This is a genomic window from Cyclobacterium lianum, from assembly GCF_900143075.1.
GTDB classification, from domain to species: domain Bacteria; phylum Bacteroidota; class Bacteroidia; order Cytophagales; family Cyclobacteriaceae; genus Cyclobacterium; species Cyclobacterium lianum.
Window position 1 is genome coordinate 132,364 of the sequence record NZ_FRCY01000003.1, and the last position, 16,572, is coordinate 148,935.

Here is a 16,572-nt window from a genome sequence, read left to right on the forward strand (position 1 = left end):
ATTGTAAACCGAAAGTAAGCGCTGTGCAGCCTGCCCGGATCAGGTAAGCAGCACAGCGTTTTCAGGTATATTCATCGCTACAAATTGTAAAAAATGTCTACCGATAAGTATGACTTTATCATTATTGGCGGCGGCTCTGCCGGAAGTGTATTGGCCAATAGACTTAGTAAAGATCCAAAAAACAAGGTACTTGTGATAGAAGCCGGAAGGCTTGATCATGGCTGGGATTTCCGGATCCACATGCCCGCAGCCCTGACTTATCCGCTGAGTAATAATTTCTATAATTGGGGATACACTTCCGATCCGGAACCTTATATGCACAACAGACGGATCTATCAACCCCGCGGCAAGGTGCTGGGAGGATCCAGTTGTATCAATGGCATGATCTATATACGGGGCAATGCCCTGGATTTTGAGAAATGGGCTAAAGAAGACGGCCTCGGTGAATGGAGCTATGCCCACTGTCTTCCCTACTTTAAGCGCATGGAAAACAGGCTTATCGGTGGAGATAGTTACCGGGGAGAAGGTGGACCACTTCACCTGACCACCCCAAAATGCGATAATCCGCTATTCGATGCCTTCTTTGACTCTGTGCAGCAGGCGGGCTACCCGCTTACCGAAGACGTGAATGGCTACCAGCAGGAAGGTTTTGGGAAATTCGATGCCACTATCTACAAAGGTAAACGGTGGAATGCTGCCCGCGCATATGTACATCCTGTCATGGATAGAAAGAACCTGACCATCAGCTTGAAATCAAACGTTTCCAAAATTCTGTTTGATGGTAAGAAGGCAACCGGGGTGACCTATATCAAGGGCGGTAAACAACATACTGTACAAGGTGGTCAAATCATTTGCTGCGGTGGTGCAATCAACTCCCCGCAGGTTTTGCAACTATCCGGTATCGGAAATGGTGCTGAACTGAAACGACTCGGAATACCTGTAGTATCGGACCTGAAAGGAGTGGGCGAAAACCTCCAGGATCACCTGGAAGTATATGTACAGTGGGCTGCCAAAGAGCCTGTGAGCCTATACCCTTCCCTGAAATTCTACAACCAACCTAAAATAGGCCTGGAATGGCTGTTTAATAAAAGCGGTATCGGTGCCAGCAACCATTTTGAGGCGGGCGGTTTCATTCGCAGCAATGATGAGGTCGCATATCCCAACCTACAATATCATTTTCTACCGATTGCGATCCGGTATGATGGCTCTGCACCCAATGAGGGCCATGGGTTCCAGCTGCATGTAGGCCCCATGAACACAGATGTCCGCGGGCATGTGAAGATCAAATCTGCAGATCCCACAGAATATCCCAGCATATTGTTTAACTACCTCTCTACAGCGCAGGAGAGGAAAGAGTGGGTGGAGGCAATCCGCTGCACCAGAGAGCTGATCAATCAGCCTGCATTCGATGCGCTTCGTGGCAAGGAAATTTCTCCGGGTGCTGCAGTAGAGACCGATGAGGAAATCCTGGATTTTGTAGCCCGTGAAGGGGAAAGTGCCTATCACCCAAGCTGTACCTGTAAAATGGGCTATGACGAAGGCGCTGTCGTGGACAGCCAGTTGCGGGTACATGGGGTATCCAATCTGAGTGTAGTAGATGCTTCCGTCATGCCGTACATCACCAATGGCAATATTTATGCGCCGGTTATCATGATTGCCGAGAAAGCTGCGGACCTATTGCTGGGCAACAGCCCGGAAGCACCGCAAGAGATGCCTTTTTACCAACATTCGAGCAAATCGAAAAAAAATCAGTTTACGCATTAATGGACACCCACAATCAATTTATTGCCGGGCACTGGGTTTCGGCAAAGACCGGAAACCAGCGGTCCATCTATAATCCTTTTGACCAGAAAATTATAGCACATGTGGCAGAAGGTGACCGGGAAGATGCCAGGGCAGCGATTAGAAGTGCTAAATATGCGTTTTCCCAGGGAGAATGGTCGGGCCTGCCAGCTACAGTACGAGGCAAAATGGTATATGAGCTTGGTAATCTAATTGAGGCAAACAAAGAAAAACTGGCTGAGCTCGAGACCCTGAATACCGGAAAAACCTACACGGAAAGTTTGTGGGACATGGATGACATAGCCGGTATATTCAGATACTATGGAGGACTGGCAGACAAGCATGCGGGCGAAGTTATCGATAGTCCCAATCCAGATAGCTCAAGCCGATTGGTGAGAGAGCCCATCGGTGTGGTCGGCATGATTTGCCCCTGGAATTACCCCTTGCTGCAGGCTGCCTGGAAAATTGCCCCTGCTCTTGCTGCAGGTTGCACCCTTGTCATCAAACCCAGCGAATTGACCCCTTTATCCACGCTTGAGTGGACCAGATTGGCCCAACAAGTCGGCTTTCCCTCCGGGGTTATCAATACAGTACTTGGTCCCGGTCACAGCGTAGGTGCTGAACTGGCAGAAAATCTTGATGTAGACATGATCTCATTTACCGGTGGTGTCGAAACAGGCAGGAAGATCATGCAGGCCGCCTCAGGGAATGTGAAAAAAGTCGCACTGGAATTGGGAGGAAAAAACCCCCATATCATTTTTGAGGATGGAGACTGGAAAACAGCCATAGACTTTATTTTGAACGGTGTTTTTTTTCATGCGGGTCAGATCTGCTCGGCCGGTACCAGATTGCTTGTCGCCGCAGAAATCCATGAGCAAGTGGTTCAACTGCTTGAGCAGCGTATCAGCAGGATACGAATGGGAGATGGAATGGATGAAAAAACCCAGATGGGTCCCTTGATTTCAGCCCAACAATTGGAAAAGGTCGAAAATCATGTCCAAACGGCTATTAAGGAGGGTGCACGCCTTCTGGTAGGCGGACAAAAACCTGAGGAAGCGGAACTTGCGAGAGGCTTTTTTTATGCGCCCACCCTTTTGATAGACTGTGAGGAAAATATGCATATCGTTCAGCAAGAGGTATTTGGCCCTGTCATCCATGTAGAGCAGTTTGAAACAGAAGAGGAAGCTGTCCGAAAAGCAAACAATACCATCTATGGACTCTCCGGCGGCTTTTGGTCGGCTGATCCCGGACGTATCTCCCGGGTCAGCAAGTCCCTTCGCTTTGGCACCATATGGGTCAACGATTTTAATGTATATTTTACCCAGGCGCCCTGGGGCGGCTACAAACAATCCGGACTCGGCCGGGAGCTCGGGCCTGCGGGCATGGAAGAGTTTCAGGAAATCAAGCACATATACCAAAACTATAATCCCCAGCCAATGAATTGGTTTGGGAAATAAACGATAGAACTATCGATACCAGAACATTAGGCATTTTCGTTACCGTATTCTTTTACCTGATTATCCTGCTTACCGGATATTTTGCCAGTAAAAAGGAGTCGGGAGATCAAAGTTCAGAAGGCATGTTATTGGCAGGGAGGCGCATGCCCTCCTGGATTGGAATATTTACCATGACAGCGACCTGGGTGGGTGGAGGCTATATCATCGGTACCAGCGAAGCGGTTTACGACAGCGCCCGGGGCCTGGTCTGGGCACAGGCACCCTGGGGATATGCGCTAAGTTTGATACTGGGTGGATTGTTTTTTGCAAAAAAAATCAGAAGCTTTGGCTTTACTACTTTTATTGATGTTTTCGAAAATAAGTATGGCAAAAAGGTCGCTGCAGTACTTTTTATTCCGGCTTTGATCGGAGAGATTTTCTGGAGTGCAGCTATCCTGGCTGCGTTGGGAATTACTTTCGCTACCATCTTTGGTCTGGATCTGGAAACCTCAATTCTGGTCTCTGCGAGCATTGCGGTAGGATATACCATGATGGGAGGCCTTTGGTCTGTGGCATATACCGATGTCGTCCAACTGGCATTTATCATCATAGGACTGGGCATCAGTATCCCATTTGCATTGAACAAAATCGGTGGGCTGGAACAAGCCTTGATCTTATACGATCAACACATCGCCAATGGTTTCACACTATTTCCTTCCCCCGGGGTTTTCTCCGGAAATGATCCGGATTGGGGAAATGGCATTTGGGTATGGCTGGACTTTGCCTTGTTGCTCATCATGGGTGGTATTCCCTGGCAGGTGTATTTTCAGCGGGTTTTGTCGTCCAATTCAGATAGATCAGCCGTAAGGCTTTCCATATACGGAGGGATTTGTTGTGCCCTAATGGCCATTCCAGCCATCTTTATCGGTGTGGCAGGAGTGGGATTTGACTGGAGCACCTCCACGCTGGGTACTGCCCCGGAGGCGACCATGGTACTTCCCTACGTATTGTTGGAAATGACCCCGCCCCTGATAGCGGCACTGGGACTGGGAGCGGTAGCGGCAGCGGTGATGTCTTCTGTAGACTCCTCTATACTCTCTGCCTCGTCCATGTTTACCTGGAACCTCTACAGACCCCTGATACACCCCACCTGTACCGACAAACAAATCAAACGCACCATACGCCTTACCGTATTGGTAATCGGTATCATTTCCACCTGGCTTGCCCTCACGCTTCAAAGTGTATACGATTTGTGGTACCTGTGTGCTGATCTGGTATACGTGGTGCTCTTTCCGCAATTGCTATTGGCACTGTATTTCAAGAAAAGTAATCATTACGGCGCAATCGCCGGAATCCTCGTCGGACTGGTATTGCGGTTTGGGGGTGGAGAGCCTATATTTGGTATTTCCCCTTTCCTTCCCTACCCCATGGAAGACCCCGTAGCCGGCATACAGTTTCCTTTCCGTACGTTTGCCATGATGGCCAGCCTGCTAAGTATCATGCTGGTTTCCTATTTGACGCATCAACGGGTACAGCAAAAATCAACGCAATGAAAACACTGCTATTGTCTTTTGCAACGCTGATTTGCGCTGTGACAGCTTATGCGCAACCCACGAAAGTTATTCTGGACACAGATCTGGACTCGGCTGTAGATGACGTGGGCACTATGGCCATACTGCACAATCTGGCAGACCATGGACGCCTGGAAATTTTGGGCATTGTCGTTACCAGTAATGACCGGTATGCGCCTCAGTGTGCCGATGCCATCAATCATTATTTTAAAAGGCCTACTATCCCCATTGGTGTGGAAAAGGGCATTCCATTAAAAGATGTCTCCAAATACACCGGGGAAATTAGCCGGAATTTTTCGCACAGGCTTAAGGCATATGGGGAGGCTGAAGACGCCACCCGCTTATACCGTAGCTTGCTGGCAGGTGAAACGGATGGAGCTGTCGTTATCGTTACTGTAGGCCACCTGACCAATCTGAAGCACCTGATCCAGTCGGGCCCGGATGAAATCAGTGAGCTTTCCGGATTGGAACTCATTCGGAAAAAGGTGAAATTATGGGCCTGTATGGGAGGGCAGTTTCCCGAGGGAAAAGAAGCCAACTTTTACCGGCCTGATCCGGAGTCTACTCAAATTGCTGTCAACACCTGGCCCGGCAGGGTGATTTTCTCCGGCTGGGAGATTGGCAACGAAATCATCACTGGTGGCCCCTACCTGAAAAAATCAATTGCTCCGGAAAGCCCGGTGTACCAAGCCTACCGACTGTTCAACGATTTTTCCGGGCGGCAAAGCTGGGACCAGTCTATACTGCTGTACCTGGTTTCTCCTGAAAAATATTGGGATTTGGGTCCCAAAGGGAACGCAGTCGTTTACCAGGATGGAAGCAATACCTGGAAAATGGATAAAAACGGTCAGCAGCAATACCTGCTTCCCAAAATGGCTGCCGGAGAAATCGCCAAAGTCCTGGATGCCCTGATGGTCGGCATCTACCGTCCCGCATTTTGAGCAATTGTTTTTGGCCTCTCCCGGGGCAAACTTTTGATTAATTTTCCTATCGGCAAAAAAAGCTGAGGGTTAGCTTGGTGTTTAGGTTTGGGACGATACTGGTATAACAATCCAACAATCGACCCGAGACGTACATCGGTAATACGGCAATAAAGATGGTATATTTCGTACCCGATTTTCCTTTACCTTTTTGAAATTGTGCTGGGAAGACGCAAACAGCAGCTCTATTTTGACCGACCTGCCTGCCATTTCGGTTCCACAATCGCAACTTTAAGTTGAGACACCCACAAATGCTATAGGCTGACCTGCAAAAAAAAGGCCGGAGTTTCCATTTTCAGGAAACCCCGGACAAACCCTACATTAAAAAATAACCAACTAACCAAAAATTCTTCACTACCGATCGCCTCAATTCCCTTACGCTCAATCCAGCCCTTCAAATCCGTTTTCAAAAAGACCATGAATCTGGTCCAAAAAATCCCGTTTACCTTATTGCTATCTGACACTTCAAAAATAGTATATAAAAAATGGTATTTATAATTTTTTTCCATATTTTTTATCATTAAAATTAACAAAACAAATTTTTTATTTTGAATTACAAAAATTTTGGTATTGATAATTTCAAAGCTAACAATCTGTATTTCAAAAAGAAATTTTAGGGATTTGTCAGATAAATCGTACTTATTATCAATCAATTACAGAGAAAAACGGTGCCTAATTCGCAGTCCGGCAATTTGGTCCGGTGAGTCAAACTAAAAATAAGAGCCGGTTATGGATGATGAATGGAATAATGCCGTCCATTTTCCGATAGTTTAATACTGGTCGTACAACCAGCCACTGAGGATAGCCAGCCCAAAACTGAGCAGGGTTCCGATCAGAATATATTCAGTCAACTTTCTGTCTTTCGACTGGCGCAGATCTCCAAACCGAAATACGGATTTTGCTGCCACCAAAAATCCTATGGCCTCCCATCTGCCGGCCATAATAAAAACAAATACAAACCAGCGTTCAAGTATACCGATGTATTGTCCGGCTTTGTCCAGAGAAGCCGTGTTTGCGTCAGGTAGTGGAGTCCATTTGGAAATGGTAGTTTTGATAAGCATAGAGGCTGGAAGCGATAAAAACACAAGTATTGTAATCACAAGCCAATCTTTGTCTCTGATTTGTATCATTCCTTCGATCAGCTCTGGATTGTAGTACCACATGGCCGCAATAATAGAGATCAAATGGGCCAACTGATCGATAAAGAACCAGTACCTCCGGCTTTTTTCATGCTGCGCATGTAACTTTATCAGGTCAATGATCCCATGTACCAGTGTGATGCCCAATGCGTAGGGCCAAAAATCGGCCTTTGCAACCAAAAGCATCATCAATAAACCATGAACCAGCAAATGCAGGTAAAACTGGTATGCTCCGGCCTTTCTGCTTTCCTTAGCAACAACCCATTTTCTGGGTTGAAAGACAAAATCTCCCAATAGGTGAGCCAGTATGAGCTTGATAAGAATGGTCATGACAAGTGCCTTTTTAATTTCAGGGGAAAGTATACCAGTAATGCCCTGATCGCATCAAACCTGGCTCTGGATAAGCGGCCACTGATCGCATGCTGGCTGATGCCTTCCAGTTTGCCCAGTGCCGTTTGCGTTTTTTCAGGATGCGTCATTGCCAGATATACGGTTTTCGCTGAATGTTCAGTCCAGGTATCCAGTATCTCCATCGCTAACTTTAGCATCAGATTAATGTCCTGATCGAAGCCTTCGAAAGGAGACTTGATCAATATGTCCTGATGGCTTTCCGACAGCTCTTCAAAGGCCTCCCCGGAATGCACATAGGCTGTCCCGTTGTTTTCAAGTAGCCGTCCGGTACGAAAATCTTCTTCTCCCAGCCCGATACCTATCCGTATGTCCAGTGGAGCCTGGGATTTGATACCGGCTTTTAACCTGATGGCTGCCTGAAGTGCCTTTTCCGGCTCCGCTACCTTCAATTGAAAGCTATCTCCCCGGTAGATTTCCCAATCCTTACCGGCTTTACCCCAGGTATCCAATTCTGTCTTTAAAAGCTGCATCCATATTTTAGCCGGAACCTTTCTGGATTCCTTGATATCTCCGGTCAGAATTGCAATCATTACTATATCATGTTTATAACTGATATACAAATATATCATTATTATAAGTGATAATAAATAATATCATCTAAAAAGATGATATAAAGATCAGACATTGATCAGAAAACGGTCTACTACCCCTACCAGACCAATCAAAACGATACCGATCAATCCGGTGAATACCAAATAATACAATGTTGGCAGGACAGTTTTCCTGAGCACACTTCCTTCCCGGCCCAAAAGGCCTACGGTCGCTGAAGCAGCCACTACATTGTGTATGGCGATCATGTTACCTGCGGCAGCCCCTACGGCCTGCAGTGCCAGAATCCAGGTCGGAGGCATACCCAAATTGTCGGCAACACCATACTGAAAAAGGCTAAACATCAAATTGCTAACGGTATTGCTTCCGGCGATAAAAGCACCCAAGGCACCGATCATTGGCGCAAAGAAGGGGTAAATCATGCCCACCCTGGCTGCTGTCCACTCGGCCATCAAAATGGGCATAGCCAACAGACCGGAGTCATTTTCTCCTGAGTTGATGTACACCCGTACCATGGCTACGGCAAAAAGCAGCACAGCACCTGCCTTCAGGATCATCCCGCTACTGTCTTTTGCCGCCAGCTTCACAGCAGCAGGTTTCATCTGATGCAGCAAACAAGTCAGCAAACAAACAATTAAAAGAATGGTCCCCGGGAGATACAAGGGTGTACTGCTACCGGAAATGTCCGTCCCTAATATACCTTCCAATCCAAAGGAAACACCAGTCAGCCAACCCTTCACCGGCAATTGAGGCAGACGGCTGATAACCAGCAGGAGGGCCAGCAGAATGTAGGGACTCCATGCTTTCATCAGGGGAAGCCTGCGGTCGGACATCGCCGAATCCGAAGCCGGAATATTCAGGCTACCTTTCCAGCTGGCCGGCCAACGCTCCGAAGCTTCCATTTCCCAGACCTGTGCAGGGACAAGAAAGCCCATCCTGGCTGCCGTCACCACCAGCGCTAAACCGACCAGTGACCCAATCAAAGAAGGGAATTCAGGGCCCAGGTAGAGTCCTGTAAGCAAATAGGGAAGGGTAAATGAAAAGCCTGCAAACAAGGCAAACGGGAAAATTTGAACCCCTTCTCTCCATGACCTGTTTTTGCCAAAAAAACGACAAAGCATCAAAACCATCAGAAAAGGCATCAAGGTCCCGACCAGCATGTGTACAATGGAGGCATTGGCAGTGACCTTTAGCAAAACTTCCGAAAATTCCCAACCCAGTAAATCGAGTCTGGCATTCAGTTCCGGACTTTCCAGGCCACCCCTTATACCCACCAGTATAGGTGTGCCCACAGCACCAAAGGTCACCGCAGTGCTCTGTACCATCATCCCCAGCACGACGGCTGCCAATGCCGGAAAACCTAAAGCTACCAGGAGTGGTGCGACGATCGCCGCAGGCGTACCAAAACCTGCTGCACCCTCTATAAAAGACCCGAAAAGCCAAACAATAATGATTACCTGCACTCTTCTATCTGCGCTGATCCCCCGAAATCCATTGCGTATGCTATCTACCCCTCCGGAATACTTCAATAAATTCAACAGCAATATCGCCGCAAACACAATATAGAGGATATCAAAAGTGATAAAAAAACCCTGAATCGTGGCAGCCAGAATGGTCAGCAGGGACATTTTCCAAAACACGAAAGCCAATGCGGAGGTCAGCAAAAAAATCAGTGGCATGGTAAGTCTGGCCGAAAGGCGAAAACCAACCAACATGACAGCAGCCGATAAAATCGGAAAAAGTGCCAGGAAAAACAAAAGATCTGTGGACATGGATTGGCTGAGTAATTCGATCGCTAAAGCTTAAAATCCAGATTTTCGGTAACCCGCTCGCCCTGCTCTTTTAATTTTTTCACATAAAGATTAATCCTTTCCCTGGCTGTCTTCAAATCATGGTTATTCAGGTTGATATTCAGTAAATCGATAAACCAGGGAATTTTTATCGTCTCATTCACATAGACCTCCACGATTTCCCTTGCTATGGGAAGGGTTGTTTCTTTAGATAAAGTATGCACATCTTTATCTCTGGCATTCAATAACTTATTGTATTCTTCTTCAAGCAATTTCCGGAATATGGATTCCGAAAAAACAGTACCCTTTATTAGGCCCGTTCCTGGATCGTCTTCCGTAATTTCCGCCTTTTTGTGTAGCCATTCCCAAAGTATACTCAGCCGGATCTCCCCTGTAGCCATATCTTCCATCAGGTAGAGTACGTTGTCGTCGCCAAAAAAATCAGCCGGCTTTAGGGCTGCCGCCTGCATGCCTTGTTCGAAGGCATTGCCATATTGCAGACCCACACTAAGTAAATTTCTGGCACCTCTGATAGTTCTCGGTGCCGCTTCAAGCAGAATCAAACCAGCAGCATCACTGTCCGTGTAAGTTAAAGCAGGAAATGTCCTGCCCATTTGATTGGCCTGCCCATGCTTTTCCCACACCGGCCTGATGATATGGACCATTTTCCAATGCGCTACCCACTTCCCACTGGCGCCTTCAGCCTGTTCTCTCTCCGCTCCAGCTATGGCTTTTTTCATGCTACTGGCTACACCATCCTCCGATCCTACCGGTATGTTGGGTTCCATTCCCCCCTGCCAGAGCGCAAAATTGCCTGCGACATCCGGCGTATTGACTGCCCTTCTGACCCGGTCCTCGTAATTTCTCATGTATCCGTAGGTCATCCCAATGGACTCGATATTGGGGTTTATGAAGTCAGGATCCCAGGCCATCGCATCCGATACACTATTGATGTAATCCCACCTGCCGGTATTGTACCCCACGAAATGCTTGCCTAATGCTGCCCGGATTTCCATAAGCTGATACGTAGCCTCAAGCTGTTCTACCAACACATATACCCTGACTGTCCCTGTCTCCAGCCCAAGGTGATTCTCCAATTGCGTGATCATCCGGTTCCAAAGAGCAGCTTCCTCGGCCGTCTGGATCTTTGGCAGATAAAGTACGATAGAAGCACCTCTTTCCCGGAGCGTTTTGTGGTTATTGGTAACGTACAAAGCGAGATCTGCAATCGAGGCAGAAAATGATGCACCGTCAGCCATACGGAGGTGCCGGTCATCCAGATGAAGACCCCTGGCCCTAAAAATAATGGTAGTAAAATCCAACTGAGATTTGAAATCCCCTATCTTCTCTTCTCCAAAAAAAGACCGGGACCAGTCATTCATCTGAGAAGCCACCTGCCGGGCAGCATTTAAAAAAACCGGATCCCGGTGAATGGCTAGCTTGAGGTTGCGTTGATTGTCCAGAGACATGGTACTGGTTTGCCCCAGGGCATCCTCTCCATCAAACATCCATCCATCGGCACCTGACAACAGGGCATAGGCCACGTTGCGAATACTGCTCTCCAATGGGGCATTGGGCTTGGCCCCCGGGCCCGTACCCTGCACCCATTGCCGCTGCAGGTCAACCGGCACAGGCGCTCCCTCAAACTGGCCACTTCTGGCATCCTTCACAGCAATAGATGTACCTGGAATGTTTGTAGACGGATCTAAAAAATCAATTCGTTTCATTTTCTGGTATCGCTCCCGCCTTCTCTTCAAACGTATGGCCATCAGCTTCTTTACCTCAGCATTAAATGGGGCCAATGCCTCCAATGCCGCCAGCGATTCACTGGTATAAACATCCTGATATTCCTTAATAAGATTGTTGCGGACAATGATACTTTTTTCACTCATGGTTACTTTTTGGGATTAAATAAATACGTGCAATTCAGCCAGGCTTTTGAGCAAGCTGTACTAACGAATCGGGTTTGAGAATCAATTTAGTTAATTTTTTGAAAAGGATTTCTATAGCTGTTTATAGAGGTACCGGGGCAGAACGGCAACAAAAAACCCTCCCGAGTACGATCGAAAGGGTTTTACCAGAAAATTATTACCAGTTTCGGTCTTTAAGGTAAGCATCCAGCTCTTCCCTGCTCATGGGGAGATCCTGCTTCTCTTCCAGCCAGCCCAGGAAATCCTGCTTGATGGCTTCGCTCCATCGGCTGTCTATTTCTCCCGCTGTGTATTTTTGTTCTCTCAGGCGCTGATGTCCAAACTGGTCTCTCAGCGCGGTAAACTCCGCATTGATCACCAGGTCGGCGACCAAATGGGAAGGTATAAATATGACCCCCCATTTGTTGGCCAACACGGCATCCCCAGGTAAAACGGTAGCTCTGCCCATCCGGATGGGGTAATTGATGGTAGTGAGCATCATTTCCTGTATATAGGAAGGGTCATGCCCTTTGATCCATGCGTTAAACCCGTCAATTTTACTGAGCCCTGCCATGTCTCTGACCGAGCCATTGAAAATAACGCCATTACCTGAATTCGCATAAATGGCATTTCCCAGGTTGTCGCCGATAAGCGTGCCGTCAACAATTTTACCGTAGCCATCTGCTACATATACGTCACCATCTACCAATACATCTATGGGCCAGGAATTGGTTCCCCCCGACTGGGCTCTGTTTTCTGATTTACCGATTTCCTTGACCAAAGTATTGACATCTTCCCTGAAGGGCATGTACTGGGCAGTAACTGCCCTGCCTGTCAATACTTCATCTTCTTTCAGGATGATCCAGTCATTTTCAAACTGGTTGTTATAGCCCTTGTTGCGCAAATTGCCCCAGGCTTCTTCCATAGAAATTCCTTTGAGCCTCTCCAGCAAATCATCCGGAATTTTCGGTCTGCCGTCTGAAAACCGTTCTCCCTCCCATGCTGATGTCAGGGCAATGATTTGATCCGGTGTGGGTGTAACCTGCTGGGAAAATCCCATTCCTGAAAAAGTGAAGCACAAAACCAAACATACAAGTGTTAATTTATCCATCATTTTAGGTTTAAATAGTTTTTTTGGTCAATTTCTTGAAAAGATGCTAAGAAAGCAACCCGAAACCATCCTTTTATCCGAATGATTTCTGCTCTGCTGTCTTTGATTATAATAGCATCAGCTCCACCACCTGTCGTTTGAACGGTCCGTATTCCATTCTTCAGTTGGCGCAAAATATTCCGTGCCCTCCACCAGGTGTTGTTTGATCACCTCTTCATTCAGCTCGACACCGAGTCCCGGTCCTTCTGGCACTCTGGCAAATCCATCTATCACCAATGGCTTGGGAATACCTTGCACCAGGTCTTCCCACCAGGGAATATCTACAGAATGGTGTTCGAGTGAAATGAAATTTTCGGTGGCTGCAGCGCAATGGATGTTGGCCATAAAGGAAACGGGCGTACCTGCAAAATGCATGGCCATGGGTATGCCTTTTTCTTCTGCATAGTCTCCGATTTTTTTGGTTTCCAGTATACCCCCGGAGGAAGCCAGATCCGGCTGTATCATGTCAATAGCCCTTGCGTCAATCAGTTTGATAAATTCTTCTTTCAGAAAGATATCTTCGCCGGTTAGCGTAGGCGTTTTGATCGCATCGGTAATTTGTTTCCATTTTTCTGTATAAAACCAGGGCACCATATCCTCGAGCCAGGCCAGGCGATATGGCTCCAGCGCTTCTCCCAGGCGGATGCACTCTTTATAATCAAAATGACCGAAGTGGTCCGCAGCCAAAGGTATGTCATAGCCCACTTTTCTTCTTACCGCGGCTACGTACTCCACCATCTCCGACACCCCTTTGTCCGTGAGTTGCACTCCGGTAAATGGATGTGCTGTCCTGCCATAGCTGCCATACTCCGAGTCCCATTGGTTGCCTTTTTCAAAGGCTTTGGTATTCACCACTGAGCCTTCATTTTCCCGAATCATCTGCACCCCAAAATCCATTTTGAGAAAGGTGTAGCCCATATCCATTCTTGCTTTCAGGCGGTCAGCGAAAACTTCAGGATCTCTGGATTGCGTGGTATCTGAATACAAACGAATTTCGTCGCGATATTTACCCCCCAGCATTTGATAAACCGGTATATTGTATGCTTTTCCTGCCAGATCCCAAAGCGCCATTTCTACAGCGCATACGCCACCGGCCTGCCGGGCGTGGTTTCCAAATAGTTTGATTCTTTTAAAAATCCTTTCAATCTGGCAGGGATTTTCACCCAGCAAGCGGCTTTTTAAAACAAGGGCATACCGGGCACTGGCACCGTCTCTTACTTCCCCCAATCCATAAATTCCCTGGTTGGTATCTATTCGGATGATGGGACAGCGCATCGGGGCACCGGCTACCTCCGCAATGCGAAGATCGGTAATCCGCAGGTCTGACGGACTTGAGTTTCTATTTACGTTTTGGGTACTGTGGGCCAGGGTTTCCTCTATGGGTTGAAACATAAAAGCGCCAAGGCTCAGACCGCCAATGCCGGCTTTCTGGAGAAAATCCCTTCTTGAAGGTACTGACTTCTCATGGGATCCGGCCTTATTTCTCTCTTTGGCAGCGCCGGCTGCACGAAAAGAGAATAAATCGTTAAATTTGGGATTGTGATATGGTTTCATGGTATCTGGATTTGTTTAATGCTATTTGGCTATTCAAAAAAGGGAACGCCCTTTACCGCATACTTTCTCATGCCTTCTTCGTTGATTTCCACACCAATGCCGGGTTTTTCTGAGAGAGTGATGAATCCGTTTTCGGTTCTCGGTCCGTCGTAGCTGACTATATCCTGCCAAAGCTGATCGGTATCCATATAGATCTGCCACTCCATGATCTGAAAATTGGGTACAGAGGCACATACATGACAAGAAGCCATGGCACCTAAAAAGGATGCCACCATATGCGGACTGAACGGTACGTAGTACAGATTGGCCAGGTTGGCAATGCGCTGCGCTTCACCCAAACCTCCCGCCTTTTGAATATCCGGCATGATGATGTCTGCCCCGCCCTGTTGCAACAAATTGACAAAGCCGTACGCCAAATAGATGTTTTCACCTGTACAGATCGGAGTGGAGGTTTCTTTGGTGAGTTTCTGGTACAGGTCCGGGTTGTCTGCCGGAAGCGGCTCTTCCAGCCACATCAGGTCCAGGTCCTCATATTTCTGGGCCATTTTCACGCCTGTAATAAAATCATACCGGCCGTGCATGTCCACGCATATATCTATATTGGGGCCCACTTCCTCCCTCACTGCGGCAATGGCATTGTACATCCTTTCTATTTCGGCAGGGCTGGCGGTCCAATTGAACCGATCGTATTTATTGGGATCACGGGCATCGTCTACATCGAATTTGACTGCAGTATATCCCCGATCCACGGCTCCTCTGGCAGCTTTGGCATAGTCTGCCGGAGAAGGATTAGTGGCTGTGTAAAGAGCAGTATCACAGTACACCCGGATCTGATCCCTAAATTTCCCACCAAGTAATTGATATACAGGTACATTGAAAACTTTTCCGGTAATATCCCATAGTGCTGTTTCTATGGCCGTAAGCACGGCGACAAAAACCCCGGACTGCGCTCCACCAAAAAATGCCCCCTTTCTCAATTGCTCTGCAAGCCTGTTGGGGTTGAGGGGATTTTGCCCTTTTATCTGGTTACCCAATCGCTGCACCAGGTGGTAGGTACCGTGAATGGCATCGACTGCCTCGCCACATCCCCATATATCCTGATTGGTGTATACTTTCACATACAGCGCGCCGCGTACATATCCGCATTTCACATCTGTAATTTTCAAATCGGAGGGATTGGAGGCTGAAGGCATTCTTTCCACGGCAGCGGATAGTCCTGAACCGTATTGGGACAGGAAGGCTGCGCCGGTTATCCCGGCCAAAGCAGTCTTGGAAAGAAAAGATCTTCTGTTCAATTTGTTTTTCATTCTGGTATATTTTGAGGTTCACAAAACTGCCCCTATGGCCTGGCTCTGCCTGGCGCTACCGGGGGAAGGATGGTTTGATTCAATCAATTGAAGACATAAGGATTACCAGGTTCTGTTTTTCAGAATCTCCTGAATCTGTTCTCTGGGCACCGGCAGCTCATCAATATGTTCGTTTAGCCAACCCGAAAAATCCCGTTCAATTTCCTCAGACCAACGGGTATCGATCTGGCCGGCAGTGTACACGCCGGCACGTAATCTTTCGTGACCAAACATGTCTCTCAACCGGACAATTTCTGAGGTCACTACCACTTTTTCTGCCAGATGGGGCGGAATAAAGGAAACGGCACCGTCCCGGCCCAGCACTACATCTCCTGCCATTACGGTCACCTGCCGGACCTTTGTCGGTTTGTTAATGCCGGTGAGCATGGTGTTCAGATTTCCTCTCTGGTTATGGTGAGATGGGTGATAGCTGGTAAAAAAAGAGGTAAATCCGGCTATTTCCTTTAAGCCTACGATGTCCCTGATGGCTCCATCGTATACGATGCCATTTCCTGAGCGCGCATAAATGGCATTACCCACGTTGTCTCCTATCGTAGGCCCGTCCACATGCGCTCCAAACTGGTCGGCTACATACACATCTCCCTGTACAAGCAGATCTACCGGCCAGGAGTTTTGGCCTTTTTTCCCCTCGGCTTTCCCTCTTTCATCAATGGCATCATGAATATCCGGTCTGCCGGGCATAAATGTAGCGGTCACTGCCCGGCCGACCAGTATACTGTCCGGATGAATGGTTTCCCAGCCTTCTGCGTACTGATAGCGGTAGCCTTCATTTTTCATCACCGCCCAAGCCTCGTCATGAGTCACCTCTTTCATGCGTTCTATAATATCATCCGGCACCTTAGGTCTGCCATCTTCAAATCTTTCCCCCTCCCAAAGAGGTGTTAGAAAGAGCATTTCCTCTTTGGATATTTGTTGGCTATTCGCATCTATCGA

Annotated in this window: 12 protein-coding genes; 4 read left to right on the plus strand and 8 right to left on the minus strand. The window is 47.7% G+C overall.

Annotation, left to right across the window (positions count from 1 at the left end; translation table 11 throughout):
• Nucleotides 1–93 precede the first annotated feature (93 nt).
• From betA to BUB19_RS05675, 4 genes are read left to right on the plus strand one after another with little or no spacing between them, the layout of a single operon-like run.
• Nucleotides 94–1,764 carry a choline dehydrogenase gene (gene betA, locus BUB19_RS05660; RefSeq protein WP_073093487.1) on the plus strand — a complete coding sequence of 557 codons (1,671 nt, stop codon included), beginning with the start codon at nucleotides 94–96 and terminating at the stop codon, nucleotides 1,762–1,764.
• Nucleotides 1,764–3,239, plus strand: a complete 1,476-nt coding sequence (locus tag BUB19_RS05665; protein WP_073093490.1) for an aldehyde dehydrogenase family protein — start codon at nucleotides 1,764–1,766, stop codon at nucleotides 3,237–3,239. Before betA ends, BUB19_RS05665 begins: the two co-directional genes overlap by 1 nt.
• The gene (locus tag BUB19_RS05670) at nucleotides 3,224–4,771 is read left to right on the plus strand and encodes a high affinity choline transporter 1 (RefSeq protein WP_245802783.1); all 1,548 of its coding nucleotides are present in this window, start codon (nucleotides 3,224–3,226) and stop codon (nucleotides 4,769–4,771) included. Before BUB19_RS05665 ends, BUB19_RS05670 begins: the two co-directional genes overlap by 16 nt.
• Nucleotides 4,768–5,730 carry a nucleoside hydrolase gene (locus BUB19_RS05675; protein WP_073093494.1) on the plus strand — a complete coding sequence of 321 codons (963 nt, stop codon included), beginning with the start codon at nucleotides 4,768–4,770 and terminating at the stop codon, nucleotides 5,728–5,730. Before BUB19_RS05670 ends, BUB19_RS05675 begins: the two co-directional genes overlap by 4 nt.
• Before the next feature lie 809 nt (nucleotides 5,731–6,539).
• Here the strand turns inward: BUB19_RS05675 and BUB19_RS05685 are convergent.
• The 8 genes from BUB19_RS05685 to BUB19_RS05720 form a co-directional block, all read right to left on the minus strand.
• Complete coding sequence (locus tag BUB19_RS05685) at nucleotides 6,540–7,238, minus strand: DUF3307 domain-containing protein (RefSeq protein ID WP_073093500.1); 699 nt, start codon at nucleotides 7,236–7,238, stop codon at nucleotides 6,540–6,542.
• Complete coding sequence (locus BUB19_RS05690; RefSeq protein ID WP_073093792.1) at nucleotides 7,235–7,849, minus strand: hypothetical protein; 615 nt, start codon at nucleotides 7,847–7,849, stop codon at nucleotides 7,235–7,237. The genes BUB19_RS05685 and BUB19_RS05690 overlap by 4 nt, the downstream gene beginning before the upstream one ends.
• 87 nt (nucleotides 7,850–7,936) lie before the next feature.
• Nucleotides 7,937–9,640: an L-lactate permease gene (locus tag BUB19_RS05695; protein WP_073093502.1), complete on the minus strand. Its 1,704-nt coding sequence runs from the start codon at nucleotides 9,638–9,640 to the stop codon at nucleotides 7,937–7,939.
• A 23-nt stretch (nucleotides 9,641–9,663) separates the two neighbouring features.
• Entirely contained in the window at nucleotides 9,664–11,550 is a 1,887-nt protein-coding gene (locus tag BUB19_RS05700) for an aldolase/citrate lyase/malate synthase family protein (protein ID WP_073093505.1), read from the minus strand.
• Between the two features lie 196 nt (nucleotides 11,551–11,746).
• A complete protein-coding gene (locus tag BUB19_RS05705; protein WP_143155918.1) occupies nucleotides 11,747–12,682 on the minus strand; it encodes an RraA family protein in 936 nt (311 codons plus the stop codon).
• A gap of 114 nt (nucleotides 12,683–12,796) precedes the next feature.
• Complete coding sequence (locus tag BUB19_RS05710; protein ID WP_073093507.1) at nucleotides 12,797–14,272, minus strand: mandelate racemase/muconate lactonizing enzyme family protein; 1,476 nt, start codon at nucleotides 14,270–14,272, stop codon at nucleotides 12,797–12,799.
• 29 nt (nucleotides 14,273–14,301) lie between these two features.
• Nucleotides 14,302–15,579, minus strand: a complete 1,278-nt coding sequence (locus tag BUB19_RS05715) for a mandelate racemase/muconate lactonizing enzyme family protein (RefSeq protein WP_073093509.1) — start codon at nucleotides 15,577–15,579, stop codon at nucleotides 14,302–14,304.
• Nucleotides 15,580–15,681: 102 nt separating this feature from the next.
• A complete protein-coding gene (locus BUB19_RS05720; protein WP_394333876.1) occupies nucleotides 15,682–16,533 on the minus strand; it encodes an RraA family protein in 852 nt (283 codons plus the stop codon).
• Nucleotides 16,534–16,572 lie beyond the last annotated feature (39 nt).

Coding starts and splice junctions, on each gene's coding strand:
- BUB19_RS05675 (WP_073093494.1), top strand. CDS start 4,768: ATGAAAACACTGCTATTGTCTTTTGCAACGCTGATTTGCGCTGTGACA.
- BUB19_RS05710 (WP_073093507.1), bottom strand. CDS start 14,272: ATGAAACCATATCACAATCCCAAATTTAACGATTTATTCTCTTTTCGT.
- BUB19_RS05715 (WP_073093509.1), bottom strand. CDS start 15,579: ATGAAAAACAAATTGAACAGAAGATCTTTTCTTTCCAAGACTGCTTTG.
- BUB19_RS05720 (WP_394333876.1), bottom strand. CDS start 16,533: ATGCTCTTTCTAACACCTCTTTGGGAGGGGGAAAGATTTGAAGATGGC.
- BUB19_RS05695 (WP_073093502.1), bottom strand. CDS start 9,640: ATGTCCACAGATCTTTTGTTTTTCCTGGCACTTTTTCCGATTTTATCG.
- betA (WP_073093487.1), top strand. CDS start 94: ATGTCTACCGATAAGTATGACTTTATCATTATTGGCGGCGGCTCTGCC.
- BUB19_RS05690 (WP_073093792.1), bottom strand. CDS start 7,849: ATGATTGCAATTCTGACCGGAGATATCAAGGAATCCAGAAAGGTTCCG.
- BUB19_RS05705 (WP_143155918.1), bottom strand. CDS start 12,682: ATGATGGATAAATTAACACTTGTATGTTTGGTTTTGTGCTTCACTTTT.
- BUB19_RS05685 (WP_073093500.1), bottom strand. CDS start 7,238: ATGACCATTCTTATCAAGCTCATACTGGCTCACCTATTGGGAGATTTT.
- BUB19_RS05665 (WP_073093490.1), top strand. CDS start 1,764: ATGGACACCCACAATCAATTTATTGCCGGGCACTGGGTTTCGGCAAAG.
- BUB19_RS05700 (WP_073093505.1), bottom strand. CDS start 11,550: ATGAGTGAAAAAAGTATCATTGTCCGCAACAATCTTATTAAGGAATAT.